Consider the following 23,807-nt stretch of genomic DNA (forward strand, 5'->3'; position numbering starts at 1 on the left):
ATGAAGCCTTCCCTCACCCTGGGCGCCCGCGCCGCCCGTGCCCTGCTTGCCGTGCTCGCGCTGCAGGCGATCGCTCCCGCCGCGATGGCCCAGGATGCCGCCAGCCCGGCCGTGCGCCGCGGCGAGCCCATCACGCTCAACTTCGCCAATGCCGACATCGAGGCCGTGGCCCGCACCATGGGCGTGATCACGGGCCGCGACGTGGTGGTCGATCCGCGCGTCAAGGGCACGATCACGCTGCAGACCGACCGGCCGCTGCCGCCCGCAGCGGCCTTCGACCAGTTTGCCGCCGCGCTGCGGCTGCAGGGCTTCTCGATCGTGCAGTCGGACGGCCTGTTCAAGGTGCTGCCCGAGGCAGATGCCAAGCTGCAGAGCGGCACGGTCACCACCTCGGTGGGCGGCGCCGGCGGCGTGAGCGGCAGTCAGATGATCACGCAGGTGTTCCGGCTCAACCACGAGTCGGCCAACAACCTGCTGCCGGTACTGCGGCCGCTGATTCCGCCCAACAACACGATCAACGCCAACCCGGGCAACAACTCGCTGGTCATCACCGACTACGCGGACAACATGCGCCGGCTGGCCCGCATCATCGCGGCGCTGGACGTGCCCAGCGCCTCGGACATCGAGGTGATCCCGCTGCGCTACTCCATCGCCTCGGACATGGTGCCGCTGGTGCAGCGCCTGATCGACGGCGGCGGGGGCGGCGGTGGAATCGCCGGCGTCGCGGCGGGCGGGGCGCCCACGGGTGGCGGTGAAGCGGGCTTCCGCACCGCGCTGCTGGCCGACCCGCGCAGCAATGCGCTGATCGTGCGGGCCGCCACGCCGGCACGGCTGCAGCTGATCCGCTCGCTGGTCGACAAGCTCGACCGCCCGGCCGCGGACACGGGCAACGGCGCGGCCGGCAACATCTACGTCGTCTACCTCAAGAACGCCGACGCGGTGCGCCTGGCGGCCACGCTGCGTGCCGCCATGGCGGCCGGTCAGGCCAACAGCAACGGTGCGGCCGGCGCTGGCGCGGCCCAAGGCGGCGCCAGCGCCGCCTCGGCCGTCCCGCAGGCCATGCCCAACACGCTGCAGGCCGGCCTGTCGAGCCTGACCAGCAGCGCCGCCAGCACGCCGGTCAACAACGCCAACCAGCCCTCCACCGGCGGGCAGATCCAGGCCGACCCGTCCACCAACTCGCTCATCATCACGGCGCCGGAGCCGCAGTACCGCCAGCTGCGTGCGGTAATCGAAAAGCTGGACAGCCGCCGCGCCCAGGTGCTGATCGAGACGCTGATCGTCGAGGTCAATGCCGACAAGGCGGCCGAATTCGGCGTGCAGTGGCAAAGCGCCCTGGGCAACAGCGGCAGCAGCAACGTCGGCGTGATCGGCACCAACTCCAGCCTGGCTGGCGCCAACATCATCAACCTCGCCGTCGGCCTGGCCACCAAGAGCGCCACCACGCTGCCCTCGACGGGCTTCAATTTCGGCATCGGTCACAAGTACGGCGACAACTACGTGCTGGGCTTCCTGGCGCGCTTCCTGGCCTCCAACGGCGAGGGCAACGTACTGTCCACGCCCAACCTGCTGACGCTGGACAACGAGGAAGCAAGAATCGTCGTCGGCCAGAACGTGCCCTTCGTCACCGGCCAGTACACCAACACCGGCAGCGCCACCACGCAGGTCAACCCCTTCCAGACCATCGAGCGCAAGGACGTGGGCCTGACGTTGCGGGTGCGGCCGCAGATCAGCGAGACCGGCACCGTCAAGATGACCATCTTCCAGGAGGTCTCGGCGGTGGTGGCCTCGTCGGTCAACAACGTCAATGGCCCGACCACCAGCAAGCGCGCGATCGAGTCCAGCGTGCTGGTCGACCAGGGCGGCATCGTGCTGCTGGGCGGCCTGCTGTCGGACGAGTATTCCGCCTCGCAGGAAAAGGTGCCGGGCCTGGGCGACGTGCCCATCATGGGCAACCTGTTCAAGAGCGAGACACGCCGCCGCAACAAGACCAACCTGATGGTCTTCCTGCGCCCGACCATCGTGCGCGACCAGCTCTCCAGCGACGCCATCACGGCCGACCGCTACGACACGCTGCGCGCCCTGCAGCAGGCCAGCCAGCCGCCCACCGACAACCCGATGCTCAACAACGTGCGCGATTCCTTCGTGCTGCCGCCGCTGCCGGCCATTCAGGGCGTGGGCGACGACAGCCGCCGCATCGACGGCACGCGCCTGATCCCGCCGCCCATGCCGCCGGCGGTACCGGGGCCGCTGTCGCCCGACTCGCTGAGCCGCGCGCCGCTCAAGGGCGCCCTGCCACCCACCGACGACCCGGCCTCGCGCCGCGAGATGCCCTGATGCCCGGCCTGCGCCATCCCCTGCCCTACGGCTTCGCGCGCAGCCAGCAACTGCTGCTGGAAGAAGACGACACCGGCCGGCTGACGCTGTGGATGCCGGTCGGCGCCCCCGCCAGCGCGGTGGGCGAGGTGTTGCGGAAATACCCGGATGCGCAGGTGGACCTGCTGCCCGCCGACCAGCTGGCCCAGCGCATCAGCGCCGCCTATGCACAGGGCGAATCCAATGCCGCCGCCATCGTGAGCGAGGTCGAGACCGACGCCGACCTCTCGCGCATGATGCAGGAGCTGCCCGCGGTGGAGGACCTGCTGGAGTCCGCCGGCGACGCGCCCATCATCCGCATGCTCAACGCGCTGCTCACGCAGGCCGCGCGCGACGGCGCCAGCGACATCCACATCGAGCCCTACGAGCGCACCTCGGCCGTGCGCTTCCGCATCGACGGCACGCTGCGCGAGGTGGTGCAACCCAACCGCGCCCTGCACGCGGCGCTGATCTCGCGCCTGAAGATCATGGCCGACCTCGACATCGCCGAGAAGCGCCTGCCGCAGGACGGCCGCATCTCGCTGCGCATCGGCACGCGGGCGGTGGACGTGCGCGTCTCCACCCTGCCCTCGGCCCATGGCGAGCGGGCGGTGCTGCGCCTTCTGGACAAGAGCGAGAGCAAGCTCAGCCTCGAATCGGTGGGCATGCTGGGCGACACGCTGAAGCGCTTCGAAGGCCTGATCCAGCAGCCGCACGGCATCATCCTGGTGACAGGCCCGACGGGCTCGGGCAAGACCACCACGCTCTATGCGGCGCTGTCGCGGCTCGATGCCGGCAGCAGCAACATCATGACGGTGGAAGACCCGATCGAGTACGAGCTGCCCGGCGTCGGCCAGACGCAGGTCAACGCCCGCATCGAGCTCACCTTCGCCAAGGCCCTGCGCGCCATCCTGCGTCAGGACCCGGACGTGATCATGATCGGCGAGATCCGCGACTTCGAGACCGCGCAGATCGCCATCCAGGCCTCGCTGACGGGCCACCTGGTGCTGGCCACGCTGCACACCAACGACGCCGTGAGCGCCGTCACCCGCCTGACCGACATGGGCGTGGAGCCCTTCCTGCTGTCGAGCTCGCTGCTGGGCGTGCTCGCCCAGCGGCTGGTGCGCAAGCTGTGCCCACACTGCGCCGCACCCGGCCCCGACGGCCAGATGCAGCCGGTGGGCTGCGAAGCCTGCGGCCACACCGGCTACCAGGGCCGCACCGGCATCTTCGAGCTGCTGGTGGCCGACGATGCCGTGCGCGCACTGGTGCACAACCGCGCGCCCGAGAGCGAGCTGCTGGCTGCGGGCGCGCGCGGCGGCCTGCGCTCCATGCGCGCCGACGGCGAGCGGCTGGTGGCGGCCGGCATCACCTCGCGCGCCGAACTGCTGCGCGTGACGCGGGACTGAGCGCCAGCATCCTGCCGCCTATGCCCGCCTGCCACGCCATGCCCACCCGCCGCGCGGCCTCTCCCGCCTGCCGCGCCGCCCTGCTCGGCATGGGCGCGCTGCTGTCGCCGGGCCTGGCCAGCGCGCAGGGCTACACCGACTTACATGGCGACTGGCGCGGCAGCGTGATGGTCTTCGAGCTGGGCGCCGACGGCTTCCAGGTCGGCCGGCGGCTGACCTCCGACCTGTGGCTGCGCATCGGCAGCGACGGCCAGGTGTCGGGCCAGATGCCGCGGGCGAGCTGCACCGTCCAAGGGCAGGCCATGCCCTTCCGCAGCAATGCCCACGCCCAGCTGGCCGTGCAGGTCGACACCTGCAGCGACCCGCGCGTCAACGGCCGCTACGAAGGCCGGCTGCTGACCAGTGAGGCGCACGGCCATGCCTCGCTGCGGCTGCGCAGTGCCGCGGCGGCCGTGAAGTCCGACGGCAACGAGATCTCCGGCATCCTGCAGCGCTGACTGCCTTCTTCCCGAACCACCGCATGCCCGCCTACGCCTTCGAAGCCATCGACGCCGACGGACGCCCCCGCAAGGGCGTGCTGGAGGCCGACACCGCCCGCGCCGCGCGCAGCATGCTGCGCGCGCAGGCGCTCATCCCGCTGTCCGTCGAGGGTGTGGCCGGCGGAACGGATGCGGGCGGCGCCGCCACGCCGCTCTGGCGCCGACGCATCGGTGGGCGCGTGTTCAATTCCACCGCGCTGGGCGTCTGGACGCGCCAGCTCGCCGGCCTGGTGGCCTCGGGCCTGCCGCTGGAGCGCGCCCTCACCGCGCTGACCGACGAGGCCGAGAGCGAGCCGCAGCGCCAGCTGGTGGCCTCGCTGCGCTCCGAGGTCAATGGCGGCAGCAGCTTTGCGCGCGCACTGGCGCAACATCCGCGCGAGTTCTCGTCCATCTACACCGCCGTCATCGGCGCCGGCGAGCACAGCGGCCAGCTCGGCCTCGTGCTGGAGCGCCTGGCCGACGACCTCGAAGAGCAGCAGGCGCTGCGCCAGAAGCTGATCGGCGCCACGCTCTACCCGGCCATCGTCACCGTGATCGCGGTGGTGATCGTGATCTTCCTGGTGAGCTACGTGGTGCCGCAGGTGGCCAGCGTGTTCGCCGGCACCAAGCGGGCGTTGCCGCTGCTGACGCAGGCCATGCTGGGCCTGTCGGCCTTCGTGCGCGGCTGGGGCTGGCTGATGCTGGGCGTACTCGCGGTAGCCGTCGTCGGCGCCAAGGCGGCGCTGGCGCGCGATGCGCTGCGCGAGCGCTTCGATGCCTTCTGGCTGCGCCTGCCGCTGGTGGGCAAGCTCGCGCGGGGCTACAACGCCGCGCGCTTCGCCGGCACGCTGGCCATGCTCGCGGCAGCGGGCGTGCCCATCCTGCGGGCGCTTCAGGCTGCGGCCGAGACGCTCAACAACCGCGCCATGCGCGCCGACGCGCTGGATGCGCTGACGCTGGTGCGCGAGGGCGCGCCGCTGGCCTCGGCCCTGGCGCAGAAGAAGCGCTTTCCGGGCATCGTGCCCATGTTCGCCCGCCTCGGCGAGCAGACCGGCGAGCTGCCGGTGATGCTGCAGCGTGCCGCCAAGCAGCTGTCGGCCGAGGTGCAGCGCCGCGCCATGCACCTGGCCACCATCCTGGAGCCGCTGCTGATCGTGGGCATGGGCGGCGTGGTGATGCTGATCGTGCTGGCGGTGCTGCTGCCGATCATCCAGCTCAACCAGTTCGTGAAGTAGGGTCGCGGGGCGCGCGTGGGCCTGGCGGGTTCGCGCGTGCTTTGTCAGTCAGGGCATCACCAATTTGTAGGCGCTGCTACGCCCACCGCCGGGCGCCTTGCGCAACACGCCCAGTTCGAGCAGCGCCGTGATGTCGCGCAGGGCCGTGTCGGCCGAGCATTTGGCGATGGCCGCCCATTTGCTGCTGGTGAGCTTGCCCTCGAAGCCGTCGAGCAGCCGGTTGATCAGCTTGGCCTGCCGTTCGTTGAAGGCGGTGCCCGCCCAGTGCTGCCAGAAGCGTGCCTTGGCCAGCACGGCGCTCAACGCGGTCTGCGCGCTCTCCAGCGCACGCCCAAGCGCGGCCAGGAACCACGCCAGCCAGGCGGTCACGTCCAGCGAGCCCTTCTGCGTGCGCTCCAAGATGTCGTAATAGGCATTGCGCTCCCGCTGGATCTGCGCCGACAGGCTGTAGAAGCGCTGCCCGGCGCCATCGGCGCGCGCCAGGAACAGGTCGCCCACAGCCCGGGCGATGCGACCGTTGCCATCGTCGAAAGGATGGACGGTGACGAACCACAGATGCGCCAGGCCCGCCTTGACCAGCGCCGGCACGCGGCTGCCCTCGGCCTCCGCCCAGGCCAGGAAGCGCACCATTTCCGCCGCCAGTCGATCGGCCGGAGGTGCCTCGAAGTGCACATTGCGCCGGTGCACCGGGCCCGAGACCACCTGCATCGGCCCGGTGGCATCGTCGCGCCAGCGGCCGACGGCGATGCGCGACAGGCCCGAGTAGCCGGTCGGGAACAGCGCCGCATGCCAGCCGAACAGGCGCTCGGCCGTGAGCGGATCGGCGCTGCGGCCGGTGGCGTCGAGCACCATCTCCACCACGCCGTCCACATGCCGATCGGCCGGCGCGAGAGCGCCGATGTCCAGCCCCAGCCGGCGGGCGATGGAGGAGCGCACGGAGGCCGGGTTCAGCAGTTCGCCCTCGATCTCGCTGGTCTTGAGCACGTCGTCTGTGAGCGCGGCCAGGCTGGCGCGGTCCCGCAGTTCCAGGCCCACGTCGGCCAGCCGGCCAAGCAGGAGGCCCTGGGCGCGGCTGACGTCTTCCAGTGGTTGGGCCAGCGCAGCAAGGTCGTAGCGCCAGGCCGGCCAATCGGGCGACTGCCAGATGTAGAGATATTCACCGCTTTCCATGCGGCGATTAAACGGGGGACGCGGCGAATGCGCAAGTCATTCGCCGCACTTTTTGCGGCGAATGACCAACGTATCCGCCGCAGTTCTGGAGGACTGCCCTGGCCCGCACCGGAAAAGGCCCTGCGCGCCGTTCCGCCCTAGGACAGGCTCAGGGCAACGGGATGAGGGTGCAGGGCGTGCGGAATGGGGCTCAGGACAGCGGCTCAACGCCCGGCCGTGTTCATCGCCGTCAGCACCGCCGAGGTCATCGCCTGCACGCCGATCTTGATCGACGGCTCGGGCACCGGTGCGAAGAAGGGCGAATGGTTGAAGGGCAGTGGCTTGCCGCCCTTCTTCATCGACTCGGCCACGTCCTTGGGATCGGTCACGCCGACGAAGAAGAACATCGACGGGATGCCGGCGTCGGTGAAGACGGAGAAGTCCTCGCTGGCGGTGATGGGCATGACCTGCACCACGCGCGCCTCACCGAACTGGCTGCGCAGGGCGGCGACGGTGCGGTCGACCACCGCCTGGTCGTTGACCAAGGCGCCGGTGCTGCTGTCGGCGCCCAGGCGCACGTCCGGCTCGGGCGCGCCGGCCATGGCGGCCGAAGCCAGCGCCGTGCGGCGGATGCCATCGAGCAGCTTCTCGCGCACCTGCGGCTTGTAGCTGCGAATGGTGCCGCTGAGCTTCGCCGTATCCGGGATGATGTTGCCCGCCGTGCCCGCCTGGAAGGCGCCGATGGTGACGACGCCGAATTCCCCCGGGTCCTTTTCGCGGCTGACCACCGTCTGCACATCGCTGACGAAATGCGCGCCCATGGTGATCGGATCGATGGTGGCGTGCGGCGCCGAGCCGTGGCCGCCGCGGCCCTTGAAGGTGATCTCCAGACTGTCCGAGGCCGAAGTGACCGGCCCTGCGCGGTAGCCGACGAATCCGTAGGGCGAGGGGCTGGTGTGCAGCGCGAAGGCGAAGTCCGGCTTGGGGAAGCGCGTGAACAGGCCGTCGTCCACCATGGCCTTGACGCCGCTGACCGTCTCTTCGGAAGGCTGGGCGATGAACATCAGCGTGCCCTTCCACTGGTCCTTGAGGGCCAGCAGCGTGCGGGCCGTGCCCACCCAGCTGGCCATGTGGATGTCGTGGCCGCAGCTGTGGGCGACGAAGGTCTCGCGGCCATTCCATTGGGCCTTGGCGCGGCTGGCGTAGGGCAGGCCGGTCTTCTCTTCCATCGGCAGGGCGTCGAGCTCGGTGCGCACCATCACCGTCGGGCCGGCGCCGTTGCGGTACAGCGCCACCAGCCCGGTTCGACCCACCTTCTCGGTCACTTCGAAGCCCAGGGCACGCAGCTCGGCGGCGAGCTTGCCGGCCGTGCGCACTTCCTGAAATCCCAGCTCCGGGTTGGCATGCAGGTCCTTGTAGAGCGCATCGAGCTGACCGTACATGCCGTTGACGAGCGGCTGAATCTTCTCGGGCGAAACGATCTGCGCGCTGACAGGCGCGATGGCGCAGGCAGCCAGGACGGCGAGTGAGAGCTGGCGAATCGAGAGCGACGAAATCATGGTGTGGCGCAGTGGTCCGTGGGCGACCCGCGGAATCTAGGCAATGCGCTGTCAGGCGTCCAATGCATTGTTCTATGCTCTGGCATGCATTCGACTCATGCAAAGCCGCGCACCATCACGCGCCGGATTCCATGACGCTGGTCCAGTTGCGCCACTTTCTTTCGCTGGCGGACACGGGCTCCTTCACGCGTTCGGCCCAGGCGCTGCACCTGACCCAGCCAGCCCTCAGCCGCAGCATCCGTGCGCTCGAGGCCACGCTGGGCGGCCCTCTGTTCGACCGCGTGGGCCGCCGCAGCGAACTCACGCACTTCGGCCGCGAGCTGTTGGAGCAGGCCCGACAACTGGTGCACGACGCGGACCAACTGGCGCTCACTGGCGAACGGCTTCGTGCGGGCCATGCCTCGACACTGCGGGTGGGACTGGGCTCCGGCCCCGGTGCCTTGTTGAGCACACCGCTGCTGCTGCGCGCCAGTGAGGCCGACACCCAGGCTGGGCTTCGACGATCTGCAGAAGTACCCCATCGCCTCCACGCCGCTGGGCGATCACGTGGGCCGCGGCATGGTGGCGGCCTATGGACCTCAGGCGCATCCGGATGTGTGCGTGCGACTGCGCTGCAACGAGCTGACGCGGCTGATCGAGCTCACCCGTCACAGCGATGCCGTGCTCCTGGCGATCCGCGCTGCGGCCCCCGACCTGGTCGAGTTGTCAGTTCGGCCGCAGATCGAGGGCGGTGCCCGATTCGGGCTCGTGACCCAGGCTCGGCGGCAGCAGGCGCCCGCTCTGCCCTTGCTGCGTGAGGTCATCGCCGCCCATCTGCACGACTGAATGCGCCGCACGCCGGAGCGCCGGCGCGAGGCGCGGGCGGGCCTCAGCGCCCCTTGAACACGGGCTCGCGCTTCTCCACGAAAGCCTTGGCCGCCTCGCGGTGGTCCTCGGTCTGGCCGCAGTGGATGTGATGCGTGGCCTCCAGATCCAGGCATTCGTCCACCTCGCCGGCCATCGCGCGGTTGAGGTTTTCCTTCATGTAGCGGTAGGCCACGGCCGGGCCATTCGCCAGGCGGGTGGCGATCTCGTGGGCGCGGCCGGCCAGTTGCTCGGACGGGCACACCCAGTTGGCCAGCCCGAGACGCAGTGCCTCCTCCGCCGAGACGCGATCGGACAGCAGATACAGCTCGCGCGCCTTGGCGGCGCCCACCAGCTGGGTCATGAAGTAGCTGCCGCCGTAGTCGCCCGAGAAGCCCACGCGCGCAAAGGCGGTCGTCATGATGGCGTTGCTGGCCATCAGGCGCAGGTCGCAGGCGAGGGCCAGCGCCAGGCCGGCACCCGCCGCGGGGCCGGGCAGCACGGCCAGCGTGGGCTTGGGCATCTTGAACAGGCGGCCCGCCGTCTCGCGCTGGTTGACGCGTTGGCGATGGATGGCCTGGTCGATGGTGAGCGCGCCGACGGTGCCATCGCCCGAGGCCGCCATGTTCTTCACGTCGCCGCCGGCACAGAAGGCGCCGCCCGCGCCGGTCAGCACCACGCAGCGGACCTCGGGGTCCAGCTCGGCGCGCGCCAGTTCGCGGGCCAGGGCCTCGTTCATGGCCCGCGTCATGGCATTGCGCGCCTGCGGACGGTTGAGGATCAGGGTCAGCACTCCGGCGTCGAGCTGCGCCTGCAGGTCCGGTGTTCCGGTGTCGATCGTGGATGCGGTCATGGAAGTCTCCATCGTTGTCATGGAAGGGGATGGTGCTGGCTCTCAGGCGAGGCCGAGTTCGCGCGCCTCGTGCTCGTAGTGCGGGTACGAGGCCTTCATCACCGCCCCGTTGAGGATCATCTCGGCCACCAGCGTGCGGCTGGGCAGCTCGAACACGCGGGTGCGCACCCAGGTGGACTCGGTGCGGGCGCTTTCGCTCAGCGCGACGATCTCGCGCTCCAGCGCATAGTCCTGGTCGACGAAGAGCGGCCCACTGATCAGGCGGATCTGCTGGCCCGCGAACAGGCCCACGGCCGGCTTGCGCCCGCCCAGCTGCGCCTCGGCGATGGTGCTGCCCAGCAGCACGCTGATCATCTCCATCGGGATGATGGGCCGGCCCCACGGCGAGCGGGCGCCGCCTTCGGGCGTGTACCAATCGCAGGGCTCGGTGATGGCCGCCAGCTTGTCGCGCAGCGTGAAGGGATAGTGGTCGCCCATGTGCTGGTCGAAGCCCATGCGGATCGTCTCGGGCACGGCACCGCGCTGGCCGACCTGGAGGTCGCGGTTGATGACCAGGCCGGTGGCGGGGCGCAGCCGGGCCATGCGCTGTTCCAGCTCGTGCGGCTGGCCGGGCTCGCCGACCGAGGCCGTGCCGGTGAGCACCGGCGTGCCGTCAGCCTTCTCGGCGCGGATGCGCACGAGCGTGGCGCCGGGCTCGGGCAGGTCGACGAAGGCGCGCACCGATTCGCCTTCCACCACCATGGTCTGGTAATGGGCGCTGATGCAGCCGGTCTCGAACCACTGCCGGCCGAAGAGGCGCGCCAGGAGCGGGTCGAACTGGCTGAAGTGCGTCGGTCCTTCGATGGGGCCGGCGCGCAGGCCGAGATTGCCGGCCGTGGCATCGTCGTGGATGGACTTGTGGCCGTCGTAGGTCTGGTCGGCCAGCATCTGGCGCGGCTGGCGCAGCGGGCCGGACAGGGCGAGCGGCGTGGCGAAGGGGGTGTCGGCGGTGGGCAGGCTCATGGCCGCGATGGTGGCGCAAGCCGGGGACGGCGGCTGTCACCTGCGTCACTGGGGGCAGCCGGCGGCGCTGCCGCACAATGCCTGCTCCGCCTCCCGCCCTCCGTTCCAATCCCATGCCGGTCACCCTGGACGACAAGCTCGTGGTCGCGATCTCCTCGCGCGCCCTGTTCAATCTGGAGGAAGAGAACCGCCTGTTCGATGCCGGCGACCCGGCCGCCTACATGCGGCTGCAACTGGAAAGGCTGGAGGTACCGGCGCAGCCCGGCATCGCCTACTCACTGGTGCGCAAGCTGCTGCGCTTCAACGCCGATGGCGTGCAGCGGGTGGAGGTGGTGATCCTGTCGCGCAACGACCCGGTCTCGGGCATGCGCATCTTCAACTCCGGCGCGGCGGCGGAGCTCGCCATCGAGCGCGGGGTGTTCACCCAGGGCCGGCCGCCCTTCCGCTATCTCACACCGCTGCGGGCCGACCTGTTCCTCTCGGCCAATGCCGACGACGTGCGCGAGGCGCTGGCTGCAGGCTTCGCGGCGGCGCATGTGAGTGTGGAATCGGCCCTGGCCGGCAACCAGCATCCGGACGAGGTGCGCATCGCCTTCGACGGCGACGCGGTGCTGTTCTCGGACGAGGCCGAGCGCGTCTACCAGCAGCAGGGCCTGGCGGCCTTCCAGGCGCATGAGGTGGACAAGGCCGCCGTGCCGCTGGGCGCGGGGCCGCTGGCGCCCTTTCTCGTGGCGCTGCACCGGCTGCAGCAGGCCGCCAGCACCGGCATGCGCATCCGCACGGCGCTGGTCACGGCCCGCGGCGCGCCGGCACACCGCCGCGCCATCCAGACGCTGATGAGCTGGAACATCCGCGTGGACGAGGCGATGTTCCTGGCCGGGCTGGACAAGGGCGGCTTCCTGCGCGAGTTCGAGCCCGACTTCTTCTTCGACGACCAGACCGGCCATGTGCGCTCGGCCGCCCGGCATGTGCCGGCCGGGCACGTGGCCAGCGGCATCAGCAACCTGCCGCGCGCTGAACCCCAGGGCTGAGCCCGGCGACCGCTTCAACCCAGGCGCGCCAGGGTCGCCGCATCGCGCTCGCCGCCAAAGAAACGCTGCAGGCATTGGGCGAACAAGGTCTCGCCGGCCGGGGCCACGGCATCGAACAAGGTCATGCAGGAGTGGAACTTGAGGTCGTCCGGCGCGCCGAGGATGTCGCCGATGGCCGGCCCCTGTGCCGACAGCGCCAGCGCGCTGCACTCGCGCAGGCGCGCGCCCAGCAGCGGATGGGCGAGGTAGGCGACGGCTTCCCCGCGCGAGCCGATGGCATAGCGCTGCGCCATCGCGCTGCGGCCCAGGCCCGCCAGCTGCGGAAAGACGAACCACATCCAGTGCGTGCGTTTGCGGCCGGCGGCCAGTTCGGCCCGCACCTGCGCATACACCGGCGCCTGCGCGTCGACGAAGCGCACCAGGTCGAAGGCGTCCGGCGGCATGGGCTCAGGCCGCAGCTGCGGCCGCAGACGACGCGGGCGCTCCGGCCTTGGGCAGCGGACCGCCCGGCTTCGGCTTCTCGTTGCAGCCGGCGAGCAGGAAGGCCAGACCGGCCAGGAGGAGGAAAAGGGACTTCATGCAGCTCATCCTAGGCCGCCGTTCGGCGACGGCCAAGCGGGCTGGCCATGCCCCGCCCGCCAGCGCGGGCAGCGCGCCAGACGGGCGGGATGCCGCTTTCAGTCCGGTTTAAGGCAGGCCCTGCACCGCCTCGCTAGGATCGGGCACGCCTGCGCGCCTTCACGGCGCTGGCGGCCCGATCCCTGCTTCGACTCCATCCACGATGAGCACCGCCCCCACACACCCCTCACGCCCCGGACTGGGCCAGACGCTGCGCCGCATCGCGTCGCTGACCACGCCCTACTTCAACTCCGACCAGAAATGGAAGGCCCGCGGGCTGCTTGCGGCCATCGTGGCGCTCAACCTGGGCGCGGTCTACATGCTGGTGCAGATCAACGAGTGGTACCGCGTGTTCTACGACGCGCTGCAGAACAAGGACCAGGCCGTGTTCTGGCAGCAGATCGGCCGCTTCAGCTGGCTGGCGCTGATCTACATCGTGATCGCGGTCTACAAGTTCTATCTCACGCAGATCCTGCAGCTGCGCTGGCGCGTGTGGATGACCGACCACTACATGGGCCGCTGGCTGTCGCACAAGGCCTTCTACCGCCTGGAGCTGGCGCGCTATACCGGCAACGGCAGCCATCCGGACAACCCCGACCAGCGCATCCAGGAAGACCTGAACCTGTTCACCACCTACACGGTGACGCTGTCGATGGGCATCCTCAATGCGCTGGTCACCCTCTTCAGCTTCGTGGGCATCCTCTGGACGCTCAGCGGCTCGCTCACGGTGCCGCTGCCGGGCGGCGGGCATTGGGAGATCGCCGGCTACATGGTGTGGGCGGCGGTGCTGTACTGCGCCGTGGGCAGCGCCATCGCGCACTGGATCGGCAGGCCGCAGGTGCAGCTCAACTTCCAGCAGCAGATGCTGGAGGCCAACTTCCGCCACCACATGATCCGCGTGCGCGAGTACAGCGAGGCCATCGCGCTCGACGGCGGCGAGGGCGTCGAGCGCCGCCACCTCGACCTGCGCTTCACCGACGTGATGGGCAACTACCTGGCGCTGATCCGCAATCAGAAGAGCCTGACCTGGTTCAGCAGCTTCTTCGGCCAGGCGGCCATCATCTTCCCGCTGATCGTGGCGGCGCCGCGCTACTTCAGCGGCGCCATCCAGCTGGGCCAGCTCATGCAGATCAACTCGGCCTTCGGCCGGGTGCAGGACTCGCTGTCCTGGCTGGTGGACAACTACATGTCGCTGGCAGCCTGGAAGGCCACCACCGACCGTCTGGCCGGCTTCGAGGACAGCCTCACGGCCCAGTCGCGCGAGAACGACGCCCTGTCGCGCGACACCGCGGCGGCCGACATCGAGGCCCATGGCCTGACCGTGGGCCTGCCCGGCGGCCAGGCGCTGCTGCGCGGTGCCGAGCTGCGGGTGGCGCCCGGCGACACGGTGCTGGTGCACGGCCCCTCGGGCAGCGGCAAGTCCAGCCTGTTGCGCACGCTGGCGGGCATCTGGCCGCACGCGCAGGGCGCGGTGGCGATGCCGAAGGACACCATGTTCATCCCGCAGCAGCCCTACTTTCCGGACGGCCGGCTGCGCGATGCGCTGGCCTACCCGGCCCCGGCCTCCGACTACGGCGACGAGGCCCTGCGCCAGGCCCTGGTCGACGCCCTCCTGCCGCAACTGGCCGACCAGCTGGACCGCGAGGACGCCTGGAGCCAGAAGCTCTCCGGCGGCGAGCGCCAGCGCCTGGCCATCGCCCGCGTGCTGCTGAAGAAGCCGGCCTGGGTGCTGGCCGACGAAGCCACCAGCGCGCTGGACGAGGACGCCGAGGCCACCATCTACAAGCGGCTGACCGACATGGTGAAGCAGGCCCGCGGCGCCATCGTGTCGATCGCGCACCGCTCCACGCTCAAGGAACACCACGCGCGGCGCTGGACGCTGCGCCCCCGGCGCGACGGCGAGGCCGCCTACGCAGTGGAGGATGCGCCGCTGCCGACGTCACCCTCGATGTAGCCCGCCCAGCCCTGGGCCCGCAGCTGGCAGGCGGGGCAGTGGCCGCAGCCCCAGCCCCAGTCGTGGCGGTGCGTGCGGTCGCCTTCGTAGCAGGTGTGGGTGTCCTCCACGACCAGGTCCACCAGGCCCTGGCCGCCCAGCGATTCGGCAAGCTGCCAGGTCTGGGCCTTGTCGATCCACATCAGCGGCGTCTCAATCAGCAGGCGCTGGTCCAGCCCCAGCGACAGCGCCAGCTGCATGGCCTTCATGGTGTCGTCGCGGCAGTCGGGGTAGCCGGAGTAGTCGGTCTCGCAAACGCCGGTGACGATCACCTGCAGCCCGCGGCGGTAGGCCAGCGCGCCGGCCAGCGTCAGGAACAGCAGGTTGCGCCCGGGCACAAAGGTATTGGGCAGGCCATTGGCCTGCATGGCGAAGGCGATGTCCTCGGTGAGCGAGGAGCCGCCGATCTGGCCGAGCACGTCGAGCTTGAGCAGATGGTCCTCGCCCAGGCGCCGCGACCAGCCCGGAAAGCGCCGACGCAGCCGGGCCAGCACGTGGGTGCGGGCCTCCAGCTCGATGCGGTGGCGCTGGCCGTAGTCGAAGCCCAGCGTCTCCACCCGCTCGTAGCGGTTCAGGGCATGGGCGAGGCAGGTGGTGGAATCCTGCCCGCCAGAGAAGAGGACGAGGGCGGTGGTGTGCATGGAAGACTCTCAGGTGTTCAAGCAGGACGCGCGATGTGCCGGGCCCGTTCGGCGGGCGATGCAAGCAGCCTGTCGATGCCGCTGTCGAAGCTGAGCAACCGGACACCCGATCGGATCGCCTGGGTGAGCAGCCAGGCGTCGGTGATCTGCCGATGGCCGAACAGCCCGCCGGTGCAATGCCCGAGTACCTCGGCAAAGCCGAAATCCAAGGGCAGCAGCCGATGCCGCGGATGTGCGGTGTTGCGCAGCAGCAGCTCGCCCGCCTCCTGCACCGAGACCGCCCGGCCGGCAAAGGCCGGCTGGCAGACGATGCGCACCAGCGCGGACTGCGTGAGCACGCTGGTGGCCCAGCCCTGCCGCGCATGCGTGCGGAACCAGGCCAGCATGCGCTCGTGGTGCTCGTGCGCCGGCCAGCACAGGGCGATCAGCGCATTGGCATCCAGCAGGTGGCTCACGGCGCTTCGTCCAGCAGGTCGCGCACCTGCCGGGCACTGACGCGCGGCGTGTCCGGCGGCAGGTCGAACACCCAGACCTCGCCCGACTTGCGCAGCGCCAGGCGCTCGCTGCTGCCCCGCCGGATCAGCTCGGACAGGGCCTCGCCCAACTTCAACCCGCGCGCCTGCGCATAGGCCTGGGCGGTGCCGAATGCGTCGTCGTCGATCGTCACGGTGGTTCGCATGGCGGAATGATGCAGAAAACTGGACTTGATGCAGTCTATCGAAACTGATGCATCCCGGTCCTGCCTCAGAGAAAACGCTCCAGCAGCTTGCGAGAGGCGCGGTCCAGCGCCATCGGGCGGGAGATGCGGAAGTGCACGCCGTGGGCGCTGGTGATGAGCAGGCCGCCGTCTTCGAGCCGGCGGATGTCCTCTTCGGCGCGCAGCACGAAGCGGGTGTCGCCCCGGTCGGTGCGCACGGTCCAGGTGCTGGGCACGGCGAAGGTGGAGACGTCCATCAGCTGCTGCAGCTCGGGCGCAAAGTCGCGCGGCGCCAGCGCCTCGTCGAGCAGGGCGCGCGTGGCGGGCGGCAGCGCATCGGTGCGGGCGATCCAGCAGCGCTCGCGGCCGTCGGCGCCCACCAGCGACACGCCTTCGCCGGGCGCGCTCAGGGGAAAGGCCCGCACCGGCACGACGGGCTCGGCGCGGCCCGTGGGGCCCGTCCACAGCAAGGCGCCGAGGGCATCGCGCTGCAGCGGCAAGGTGGCGTCGTCATGAGCGTCAACGGACATCAGGCATCTCCGGCAGGATGGGCGGCATGGGTGTCGAGCGCCACGGCCACCGAGGCGATCTCGGCCACGTCGGCCTGGGCCTTCTCCTCGTCATCGGCCTGGCGCTGCTGCGCCTGATAGAGCCGCCAGTAGGCGCCCTGGCGGGCCATGAGTTCGTCGTGCGGGCCGACCTCGACGATCTCGCCGCGGTCCATCACCACCAGCCGGTCGGCCTTGCGCAGCGTGGACAGGCGGTGGGCGATGGCGATGGTGGTTCGGCCCTTGACCAGGTTGTCCAGCGCCTTCTGGATCTCCTTCTCGGTCTCTGTGTCCACGGCCGAGGTGGCCTCGTCCAGGATCAGGATGCGCGGGTCGATCAGCAGCGCGCGAGCGATGCTGATGCGCTGGCGCTCGCCGCCGGACAGGCCCTGGCCGCGCTCGCCCACCAGCGAGTCGTAGCCCTGCGGCAGGCGCAGGATGAAGTCGTGCGCATGGGCGGCGCGGGCGGCGGCCACGATCTCCTCGCGGCTGGCATCGGGCCGGCCGTAGGCGATGTTCTGCGCGATGGTGCCGAAGAAGAGGAAGGGCTCCTGCAGCACCAGCCCCACATGCCGCCGGAAGTCGGCCACGGCGAAGCGGCGCACGTCCTGGCCGTCGACCAGGATCGCGCCCTCGCTCACGTCGTGGAAGCGGCAGATCAGGTTGACCAGCGTGCTCTTGCCCGAGCCGCTGTGGCCGGCCAAGCCGATCATCTCGCCCGGGCGGATCTGCAGGTTGAGGTCGCGGATCACCGAGCGCGCGCCGTAGCGGAAGCCCACGCCGCGCAGCTCGATGGCGCCCTGCACCTGTGGCAGGCGCACGGGCTGCACGGGGTCGGGCACGGTGCTCACGTGGTCGAGGATGTCGAAGATGCGCTTGGCGCCGGCCGCCGCCTTCTGCGTCACCGAGACGATGCGGCTCATCGAATCGAGCCGCGTGTAGAAGCGGCCGATGTAGGCGATGAAGGCCGTGAGCACGCCCACCGTGATGTGGTCGCGCGCCACCTGCCAGACCCCGAAGGCCCACACCACCAGCAGGCCGATCTCGGTCATCAGCGTGACGGTGGGCGTGAACAGGCTCCAGGTGCGGTTGAGCCGGTCGTTGGCCTGCAGGTTGTGGGTGTTGGCGGCGCGGAAGCGCTCGGCCTCGCGCTTCTCCTGCGCGAAGGCCTTGACCACGCGGATGCCCGGAATCGTGTCGGCCAGCACATTGGTGACCTCGCTCCAGACCCGGTCGATCTTCTCGAAGCCCGTGCGCAGCTTGTCGCGCACCACATGGATCATCCAGGCAATGATGGGCAGCGGCACCAGCGTGACCACGGCCAGCAGCGGGTTGATCGACACCAGGATCACCGCCGTCATGCCGATCATGATCAGGTCGGTGAGGAAATCGAGCGCATGCAGCGAGAGGAAGACGTTGATGCGGTCGGTCTCGGAGCCGATGCGCGCCATCAGGTCGCCGGTGCGCTTGCCGCCGAAGTAGTCCAGCGGCAGGGTCAGCAGGTGCTCGTAGGTGGTGGTGCGCAGGTCGGCGCCGATGCGTTCGCTGACCAGCGCCAGCAGGTAGGTGCGCGCCCAACCCAGGCCCCAGCCCACCAGCGCGGCGCCCAGCAGCCCGCTCAGATACAGCGCCACTTCGCCGGGGGCGATGGGCTTGCCGTTCTGGTAGGGGATCAGGATGTCGTCCATCAGCGGGATGGTCAGGTAGGGCGGCACCAGCGTGGCGCCGGTGGCCAGCAGGGTCAGGGCAAACCCCCAGAACAGCTGCAGGCGATAGGGATGGGCAAAGCGCCATAGCCGCAGCAGCACCCAGGTGGAGGGGGCGGACTGCAGCTCGGTGTCGACCGCCTCCTCGCTCTCGGTAGCCTCGGGCTGGAGGCCGCCGCCGCGCAGTTGCTCGAACAACCGCACCAGCCGCACGGCCGCCGCCTGCCCGACCAGGGTGAAGCGCCAGCGGGCCAACAGGCCCTGGGGGCCCAGCAGATCCAGCGTCGCGACGCCAGCATGCTCGGCCAGACGCAGCTGCAGGCCCGGCGCCGCCAGCGGCCAGATCCGCGCGCGGCCATCGGGCGAGACCTCGCGCAACTGGGTCGGCGTCAGGTGCAGCTGGGTCTCATGAGCGAAGCGCAGCGCCTCGTCCAGGTCAACCAAAAGGCTGACCAGAACGTTGTCCGACACCGGCACGCGGCTTTCTCCGACAGCAGGGACGCGTGCCGCCGAGGCCGATTCGCCCCCTGGGGCACCGACTGAATCGTGATTTGTCATTCGTTGTGTTGGATGGTCGAGGACCTGTGGCAGGTCCCACCCGCGCGCCGGTCGGGCGCCGATTCTCTCCACTGACCCGGGCACGCCGGACGGCGCCCCTGCCCGCTTCCATCGAACGCCTATCAACGCATCCATGCCCCGTTTCGACGACATCCGCCTGCTGCGCATCCGCTACCTGCGCGGCCCCAACGTCTGGACCTACCGCCCCGTGCTGGAGACCTGGCTGGACCTCGGCCCGCTGGAAGACTTTCCCTCCAACAAGATCGAGGGTTTTCCCGAGCGGCTGACGGCCCTGCTGCCGGCGCTGATCGAACACCACTGCGGCGTCGGCGAGCGTGGTGGCTTCCTGCAGCGGCTGACCGAAGGCACCTGGGCCGGCCATGTGCTGGAGCATGTGGTGATCGAGCTGCTCAACCTGGCCGGCATGCCCACCGGCTTCGGCCAGACGCGCAGCACGTCGAAGCATGGTGTCTACCGCATGGTGTTCCGCGCCCGCGAGGAGCAGGTCGCCCGCACCGCCCTGCATGAAGGCCACCGGCTGCTGATGGCGGCCATCAACGGCGATGCCTACGACGCCGCCGAGGTGCAGAAGGCCGTCGCCGCCGTCAAGGCCAAGGTGGACGAGTGCTACCTGGGCCCGAGCACGGCCGCCATCGTGGCCGCCGCCGTCGACCGCGGCATTCCTTCGCTGCGACTGAACAGCGGCAACCTGGTGCAGTTGGGCCATGGCGCCCGCCAGCAGCGCATCTGGACCGCCGAGACCGACCACACCAGTGCCATCGGCGAATCCATCGCCAGCGACAAGCAGCTGACCAAGTCGCTCCTGGCCAGCTGCGGCGTGCCGGTGCCCGAAGGCCAGGAAGTCGGCTCGGCCGAAGAGGCCTGGGAGGCCGCCGAGGACATCGGCCTGCCCGTGGCCGTCAAGCCCGTGGATGCCAACCATGGCCGCGGCGTCTCGCTGGACCTGCGCACCCGCGACGAGGTGCTGGCCGCCTTCGCCGTGGCCGAGCCCGAGGGCAGCGGCGTGATGGTGGAGCGCTTCGTCCGCGGGCAGGAGCACCGGCTGCTCGTGGTGGGCGGCGAGGTCGTCGCCGCCGCGCGGGGCGAGATCATCACCGTGACCGGCGATGGCCGGTCCACCGTGGCCGAGTTGATCGAGAGCCAGCTCAACAGCGACCCGCGCCGCGGCGCGGAAGAGGAATTCCCGCTCGACCTCATCGTGCTGGCCACCGACGCCAAGCTGCAGCTGGAGCTGCAGCGGCAGGGCCTCACGGGCGAGTCGGTGCCGGAGGCAGGCCGCGAGGTCATCATCCAGCGCAACGGCAATCTGGGCGTGGACTGCACCGACCAGGTCCACCCCGAAGTCGCCTACGCGGCCACCCTGGCCGCACGTGCCGTGGGCCTGGACATCGCGGGCATCGACCTGGTCTGCCTGGACGTCGGCCGGCCCTTGCAGTCGCAGGGCGGCGCCATCGTCGAGGTCAACGCCGGACCCGGCCTGCTGATGCACCTCAAGCCCGCCGTCGGCTCGCCGCGACCGGTGGGCCGCGCCATCTGCGATCACCTGTTCCCCGAATCCGACGACGAGCGGCCCGGCCGCATTCCCGTGGTCGGCGTGGCCGGCTCGCGCGAGAACGCGGTGCTGGCCCGCCTGGTGGCCTGGCTGGTGGGGCTTTCGGGCCGCCATGTGGGCCTGGCCTGCCGCGACGGCCTGTTCCTGGACCGCCGGCGCGTCGACACCCGCGACAGCGCCCACTGGGCCGCCGGCCGCCGCTTGCTGGTCAACCGGCAGGTCGAGGCGGTGGTGATCGAGAACGGCGCCGCCACCATCCTGGCCGATGGCCTGCCCTACGACCGCTGCGAGATCGGCATCGTGACCGACCTGGAGGGCGCCGAGCAGCTCGCCCACGAGGACATCGCCGAGAGCGACCAGATGGTGAAGGTGCTGCGCACCCAGGTCGATGTGGTTCTGGACTACGGCACCGCCGTGCTCAACGCCGCCGATGCGCGCGTGGCCGGCATGGCGCCGCTGTGTGATGGCGACGTGATCCTGTACGCCGCCGATCCGCACGCCGCGCCCCTCGCCGCGCACATGGCTGCGGGCGGCAAGGTGGTCACCGTGCGGCAGGACCGCATCGTGCTCGCCCACGGCACCAGCGAATCCTTCCTCCCCGGCCTGGGCCGCCTGACGGTCTGGAGCGCCCACCATGCCGGCGTCGGCATCGAGAGCGTGCTGGCCGCCGTGGCCGCCGCCTGGGCCATGGCCATTCCGCTGAACCTGATCGGTGCCGGCATCGAGGCCTTCGAGGCCGACCTTCAGCTGGCCACCGCTTCGCTGCAGCTCGACCAGAGCCAGCCCGCCGCTTCGCTGCAACTCGCCTGAGACGAGATCGCCCCATGGACATCATCCGCACCCGCGCCCTGCGCGGCCCCAACCTCTGGAGCCGCCACACCTGCATCGAGCTGGTCGTCTCGTGCAGCGCCGTCGAGCAGGCCGTCGAGCAGATCCCCGGCTTCGAGCCGCGGCTGCGCGCCCTCTTTCCCACCATCGGCGAGCTGCACCCGGTGGTGCTGGGCCAGCCCCTGAGCGCCGCCCATGTGCTGGAGAACGCCGCCGTGGCGCTGCAGGCCCAGGCCGGCTGCGAGGTGATCTTCGGCCGCACCACGCGGGCCCGCGAGGAAGGCATCTTCCTGGTGGCGGTGCAGTACACCGAGGAGGCCGTCGGCCGCCGCGCGGTCGAGATGGCCACGCAACTCCTCGCTGCCGCCCTCGATCCGCACGGCAGCGGCAGCTTCGACTCCGCCGCCGCCATCGCCGAGCTGCGCGAGCTGGACGAGGACGAGCGCCTGGGCCCCAGCACCGGTTCCATCGTCGATGCGGCCGTTGCGCGCGGCATTCCGTACCGGCGCCTGACCACCGGCAGCCTGGTGCAGTTCGGCTGGGGCGTACGCCAGCGCCGCATCCAGGCCGCCGAGGTCGACGCCACCTCGGGCATCGCCGAATCCATCGCGCAGGACAAGGAACTCACCAAGCAGCTGCTGCATTCGGCCGGCGTGCCGGTGCCGCTGGGCCGGCCGGTGAGCAGCGCGGACGACGGCTGGGCCGCCGCGCTGGAGATCGGCCTGCCCGTGGTCGCCAAGCCGCAGGACGGCAACCAGGGCAAGGGCGTGACGGTCAACATCGCCACCCGCGAGCAGTTCGACGCCGCCTATGCGTCTGCCGCGCACTACGGCGAGGTGCTGGTCGAGAAATTCCTGCCCGGCTTCGACTACCGCCTGCTGGTGGTCGGCGACCGCCTGATCGCCGCCGCCCGGCGCGACCCGCCGCAGGTCATCGGCGACGGCCACAGCACCGTGCGCCAACTGGTCGACGTGGTCAACCAGGATCCGCGCCGCGGCGAAGGCCATGCCACCTCGCTCACCAAGATCCGGCTGGACGACATCGCCCTCGGCCGGCTGGAGGCGCAGGGCCTCACGCCCGACAGCGTGCCGGCCCTGGGCCAGCGCGTGGTGCTGCGCAACAACGCCAACCTCTCCACCGGCGGTACGGCCACCGACGTGACCGACACCGTCCATCCCGAGATTGCCGCCCGCGCGGTCGATGCGGCGCAGATGGTGGGCCTGCACATCTGCGGCGTGGACATGGTCTGCGAGAACGTGATCCGCCCGCTGGAGGAGCAGCACGGCGGCATCGTCGAGGTCAATGCCGCGCCCGGCCTGCGCATGCACATCAGCCCCTCCTTCGGCCGCGGCCGGCCGGTGGGCGAGGCCATCGTGGACCAGCTCTACGCCGACGGCGACGACGGGCGCGTGCCGGTCATCGCAGTCACCGGCACCAACGGCAAGACCACCACGACACGCCTGATCAACCACCTGCTGGCGGCCAGCGGCATGGTCACCGGCATGACCAACACCGATGGCGTCTACGTCAACGGCCGCCAGACCGACAGCGGCGACTGCAGCGGCCCCAAGAGCGCACGCAACGTGCTGCTGCATCCCGAGGTCGAAGCCGCCGTCTTCGAGGTCGCGCGCGGCGGCATCCTCCGCGAGGGCCTGGGCTTCGACCGCTGCACCGTGGCCGTGGTGACCAACGTGGGCAGTGGCGACCACCTGGGCATGAACTACATCCACACGGTGGAGGACCTCGCCGCCGTCAAGCGGGTGATCGTGCGCAACGTAGCGCCCAGCGGCTGGGGCGTGCTCAACGCCGCCGACCCGCACGTGGCGGCGATGGCCGGCGCCTGCCCGGGCCATGTCATCTACTTCGCGGCCGACCGCCAGCACCCCGTCATGGCGACGCACCGGGCCCAGGGCAAGCGCACGGTCTATGTCGACCGCGACACGCTGATCGCCGCCGAAGGCGCCTGGCGCGAGCGCGTCGCGCTGCGCGACGTGCCGATCACCCGTGGCGGCACCCTGCCCTTCCAGGTCGAGAACGTGATGGCCGCGGTTGCCGCGGCCTGGGCGGTGGGCCTGGACTGGGACACCATCCGCCGCGGCCTGGCCAGCTTCAAGAACGATGCGGCCGGCGTGCCGGGCCGCTTCAACGTGATGGACTACAAGGGCGCCACGGTGATCGCCGACTATGGTCACAACACCGACGCCATGAAGGCGCTGGTGGCGGCCATCGAGACGCTGCCGGCCAAGCGCCGGTCGGTGGTGATCAGCGGTGCCGGCGACCGCCGCGACGAGGACATCCGCGATCAGACCGCCATCCTCGGCGCCGCCTTCGACGACGTCATCCTCTACCAGGACGCCGCCCAGCGCGGCCGGGCCGATGGCGAGGTGATCGCGCTGCTGCGACAGGGCCTGCAGGGCGCCCGCCGCACCGCGCATGTGGAAGAGATCCGCGGCGAGTTCCTGGCCATCGACGCGGCGCTGGAGCGGCTGGCGCCGGGCGACCTGTCCCTGATCCTCGTCGATCAGGTCGAAGAGGCGCTGGCGCATCTGGCACAGCGCATCGCGGAAGCCGACTGAGGGGCAACCTCCGGCCGTGCAGACGGTCGGGGGCGGCGTGCGACCTGTCCGACACCGGCGGTCGCCGTCGGCGCGAATGGGCTCGCAGCCGCGTCCCACAGCGGGGCGACGGAGG

20 protein-coding genes and 1 pseudogene are annotated in these 23,807 nt (G+C 70.5%); 10 read left to right on the forward strand and 11 right to left on the reverse strand.

The features are described from left to right. From gspD to gspF, 4 genes are read left to right on the forward strand one after another with little or no spacing between them, the layout of a single operon-like run. Nucleotides 1-2,337 carry a type II secretion system secretin GspD gene (gene gspD / locus KBC94_RS13260; RefSeq protein WP_294370683.1) on the forward strand — a complete coding sequence of 779 codons (2,337 nt, stop codon included), beginning with the start codon at nt 1-3 and terminating at the stop codon, nt 2,335-2,337. Continuing rightward, the gene (gene gspE / locus KBC94_RS13265; RefSeq protein WP_294370685.1) at nt 2,337-3,764 is read left to right on the forward strand and encodes a type II secretion system ATPase GspE; all 1,428 of its coding nucleotides are present in this window, start codon (nt 2,337-2,339) and stop codon (nt 3,762-3,764) included. The genes gspD and gspE overlap by 1 nt, the downstream gene beginning before the upstream one ends. A 38-nt stretch (nt 3,765-3,802) precedes the next feature. Continuing rightward, nucleotides 3,803-4,261 carry a hypothetical protein gene (locus tag KBC94_RS13270; protein ID WP_294370687.1) on the forward strand — a complete coding sequence of 153 codons (459 nt, stop codon included), beginning with the start codon at nt 3,803-3,805 and terminating at the stop codon, nt 4,259-4,261. 23 nt (nt 4,262-4,284) lie between these two features. Further along, nucleotides 4,285-5,517 (forward strand): type II secretion system inner membrane protein GspF, encoded by a 1,233-nt coding sequence (gene gspF, locus KBC94_RS13275; RefSeq protein WP_294370689.1) that lies wholly within the window; start codon nt 4,285-4,287, stop codon nt 5,515-5,517. Between the two features lie 48 nt (nt 5,518-5,565). Here the strand turns inward: gspF and KBC94_RS13280 are convergent, their stop codons facing one another. Both KBC94_RS13280 and KBC94_RS13285 read right to left on the reverse strand, forming a co-directional pair. Then, a complete protein-coding gene (locus KBC94_RS13280) occupies nt 5,566-6,687 on the reverse strand; it encodes a Fic family protein (RefSeq protein ID WP_294370691.1) in 1,122 nt (373 codons plus the stop codon). A 203-nt stretch (nt 6,688-6,890) separates the two neighbouring features. Then, the gene (locus KBC94_RS13285; protein WP_294370692.1) at nt 6,891-8,225 is read right to left on the reverse strand and encodes an amidohydrolase; all 1,335 of its coding nucleotides are present in this window, start codon (nt 8,223-8,225) and stop codon (nt 6,891-6,893) included. Nucleotides 8,226-8,356: 131 nt separating this feature from the next. Here KBC94_RS13285 and KBC94_RS28865 point away from each other — a divergent pair. Together KBC94_RS28865 and KBC94_RS28870 are read left to right on the forward strand one after the other, a co-directional pair. Next, nucleotides 8,357-8,482 (forward strand): annotated as a pseudogene (locus KBC94_RS28865) (LysR family transcriptional regulator); the annotation flags it as partial. Nucleotides 8,483-8,696: 214 nt separating this feature from the next. Next, nucleotides 8,697-9,050, forward strand: a complete 354-nt coding sequence (locus tag KBC94_RS28870; protein WP_354322119.1) for a hypothetical protein — start codon at nt 8,697-8,699, stop codon at nt 9,048-9,050. A 43-nt stretch (nt 9,051-9,093) separates the two neighbouring features. Here KBC94_RS28870 and KBC94_RS13295 read toward each other — a convergent pair whose 3' ends face one another. Both KBC94_RS13295 and KBC94_RS13300 read right to left on the reverse strand, forming a co-directional pair. Continuing rightward, nucleotides 9,094-9,921 carry an enoyl-CoA hydratase-related protein gene (locus tag KBC94_RS13295; protein ID WP_294370693.1) on the reverse strand — a complete coding sequence of 276 codons (828 nt, stop codon included), beginning with the start codon at nt 9,919-9,921 and terminating at the stop codon, nt 9,094-9,096. 42 nt (nt 9,922-9,963) lie between these two features. Next, nucleotides 9,964-10,923: a hypothetical protein gene (locus tag KBC94_RS13300; RefSeq protein ID WP_294370694.1), complete on the reverse strand. Its 960-nt coding sequence runs from the start codon at nt 10,921-10,923 to the stop codon at nt 9,964-9,966. A gap of 113 nt (nt 10,924-11,036) precedes the next feature. On the opposite strand from KBC94_RS13300, the gene KBC94_RS13305 reads away from it, so the two are divergent. Continuing rightward, nucleotides 11,037-11,954, forward strand: coding sequence for a 5'-nucleotidase (locus KBC94_RS13305; RefSeq protein WP_294370695.1), 918 nt, complete (start codon nt 11,037-11,039; stop codon nt 11,952-11,954). A 14-nt stretch (nt 11,955-11,968) separates the two neighbouring features. Here the strand turns inward: KBC94_RS13305 and KBC94_RS13310 are convergent, their stop codons facing one another. Further along, nucleotides 11,969-12,397: a DUF1810 domain-containing protein gene (locus KBC94_RS13310; RefSeq protein WP_294370697.1), complete on the reverse strand. Its 429-nt coding sequence runs from the start codon at nt 12,395-12,397 to the stop codon at nt 11,969-11,971. 4 nt (nt 12,398-12,401) lie between these two features. Beyond that, nucleotides 12,402-12,533, reverse strand: coding sequence for a hypothetical protein (locus KBC94_RS13315; protein ID WP_294370700.1), 132 nt, complete (start codon nt 12,531-12,533; stop codon nt 12,402-12,404). A 202-nt stretch (nt 12,534-12,735) separates the two neighbouring features. Here KBC94_RS13315 and KBC94_RS13320 point away from each other — a divergent pair, with 202 nt between their 5' ends. Then, nucleotides 12,736-14,526, forward strand: a complete 1,791-nt coding sequence (locus tag KBC94_RS13320; RefSeq protein WP_294370701.1) for an ABC transporter ATP-binding protein/permease — start codon at nt 12,736-12,738, stop codon at nt 14,524-14,526. On the opposite strand, the gene queC is transcribed toward KBC94_RS13320, so the two are convergent. From queC to KBC94_RS13345, 5 genes are all read right to left on the reverse strand, one after another. Beyond that, nucleotides 14,481-15,206 carry a 7-cyano-7-deazaguanine synthase QueC gene (gene queC, locus KBC94_RS13325; RefSeq protein ID WP_294370702.1) on the reverse strand — a complete coding sequence of 242 codons (726 nt, stop codon included), beginning with the start codon at nt 15,204-15,206 and terminating at the stop codon, nt 14,481-14,483. The two genes, KBC94_RS13320 and queC, sit on opposite strands and share 46 nt — an antisense overlap. Before the next feature lie 17 nt (nt 15,207-15,223). Then, on the reverse strand, nt 15,224-15,661 hold the full coding sequence (locus KBC94_RS13330; RefSeq protein ID WP_294370704.1) for a TA system VapC family ribonuclease toxin: 438 nt from the start codon (nt 15,659-15,661) through the stop codon (nt 15,224-15,226). Further along, complete coding sequence (locus KBC94_RS13335; RefSeq protein WP_294370705.1) at nt 15,658-15,885, reverse strand: hypothetical protein; 228 nt, start codon at nt 15,883-15,885, stop codon at nt 15,658-15,660. Before KBC94_RS13335 ends, KBC94_RS13330 begins: the two co-directional genes overlap by 4 nt. 65 nt (nt 15,886-15,950) lie before the next feature. Further along, entirely contained in the window at nt 15,951-16,433 is a 483-nt protein-coding gene (locus KBC94_RS13340) for a DUF1854 domain-containing protein (protein ID WP_294370707.1), read from the reverse strand. Further along, nucleotides 16,433-18,715, reverse strand: coding sequence for an ABC transporter ATP-binding protein (locus KBC94_RS13345; RefSeq protein ID WP_294370708.1), 2,283 nt, complete (start codon nt 18,713-18,715; stop codon nt 16,433-16,435). Before KBC94_RS13345 ends, KBC94_RS13340 begins: the two co-directional genes overlap by 1 nt. A 133-nt stretch (nt 18,716-18,848) precedes the next feature. Between KBC94_RS13345 and cphA (KBC94_RS13350) the strand changes: the two genes are divergently transcribed. Together cphA (KBC94_RS13350) and cphA (KBC94_RS13355) are read left to right on the forward strand one after the other, a co-directional pair. Beyond that, the gene (gene cphA / locus KBC94_RS13350) at nt 18,849-21,098 is read left to right on the forward strand and encodes a cyanophycin synthetase (protein ID WP_294370710.1); all 2,250 of its coding nucleotides are present in this window, start codon (nt 18,849-18,851) and stop codon (nt 21,096-21,098) included. 14 nt (nt 21,099-21,112) lie between these two features. Beyond that, complete coding sequence (gene cphA, locus KBC94_RS13355) at nt 21,113-23,692, forward strand: cyanophycin synthetase (protein ID WP_294370712.1); 2,580 nt, start codon at nt 21,113-21,115, stop codon at nt 23,690-23,692. Nucleotides 23,693-23,807: the final 115 nt, after the last annotated feature.

This window comes from Pseudacidovorax sp. (assembly GCF_017991995.1).
Classification (GTDB): Bacteria; Pseudomonadota; Gammaproteobacteria; order Burkholderiales; family Burkholderiaceae_C; genus Xenophilus.

Bases quoted from the DNA above. Each gene is read 5' to 3' on its own strand.
- KBC94_RS13285 (WP_294370692.1), bottom strand. From the start codon at position 8,225: ATGATTTCGTCGCTCTCGATTCGCCAGCTCTCACTCGCCGTCCTGGCT.
- cphA (WP_294370710.1), top strand. From the start codon at position 18,849: ATGCCCCGTTTCGACGACATCCGCCTGCTGCGCATCCGCTACCTGCGC.
- KBC94_RS13335 (WP_294370705.1), bottom strand. From the start codon at position 15,885: ATGCGAACCACCGTGACGATCGACGACGACGCATTCGGCACCGCCCAG.
- KBC94_RS13320 (WP_294370701.1), top strand. From the start codon at position 12,736: ATGAGCACCGCCCCCACACACCCCTCACGCCCCGGACTGGGCCAGACG.
- KBC94_RS13345 (WP_294370708.1), bottom strand. From the start codon at position 18,715: ATGACAAATCACGATTCAGTCGGTGCCCCAGGGGGCGAATCGGCCTCG.
- KBC94_RS13270 (WP_294370687.1), top strand. From the start codon at position 3,803: ATGCCCACCCGCCGCGCGGCCTCTCCCGCCTGCCGCGCCGCCCTGCTC.
- KBC94_RS13310 (WP_294370697.1), bottom strand. From the start codon at position 12,397: ATGCCGCCGGACGCCTTCGACCTGGTGCGCTTCGTCGACGCGCAGGCG.
- gspE (WP_294370685.1), top strand. From the start codon at position 2,337: ATGCCCGGCCTGCGCCATCCCCTGCCCTACGGCTTCGCGCGCAGCCAG.
- KBC94_RS13295 (WP_294370693.1), bottom strand. From the start codon at position 9,921: ATGACCGCATCCACGATCGACACCGGAACACCGGACCTGCAGGCGCAG.
- queC (WP_294370702.1), bottom strand. From the start codon at position 15,206: ATGCACACCACCGCCCTCGTCCTCTTCTCTGGCGGGCAGGATTCCACC.
- KBC94_RS13305 (WP_294370695.1), top strand. From the start codon at position 11,037: ATGCCGGTCACCCTGGACGACAAGCTCGTGGTCGCGATCTCCTCGCGC.
- KBC94_RS13315 (WP_294370700.1), bottom strand. From the start codon at position 12,533: ATGAAGTCCCTTTTCCTCCTCCTGGCCGGTCTGGCCTTCCTGCTCGCC.
- KBC94_RS13300 (WP_294370694.1), bottom strand. From the start codon at position 10,923: ATGAGCCTGCCCACCGCCGACACCCCCTTCGCCACGCCGCTCGCCCTG.
- KBC94_RS13280 (WP_294370691.1), bottom strand. From the start codon at position 6,687: ATGGAAAGCGGTGAATATCTCTACATCTGGCAGTCGCCCGATTGGCCG.
- KBC94_RS13340 (WP_294370707.1), bottom strand. From the start codon at position 16,433: ATGTCCGTTGACGCTCATGACGACGCCACCTTGCCGCTGCAGCGCGAT.
- gspF (WP_294370689.1), top strand. From the start codon at position 4,285: ATGCCCGCCTACGCCTTCGAAGCCATCGACGCCGACGGACGCCCCCGC.
- cphA (WP_294370712.1), top strand. From the start codon at position 21,113: ATGGACATCATCCGCACCCGCGCCCTGCGCGGCCCCAACCTCTGGAGC.
- gspD (WP_294370683.1), top strand. From the start codon at position 1: ATGAAGCCTTCCCTCACCCTGGGCGCCCGCGCCGCCCGTGCCCTGCTT.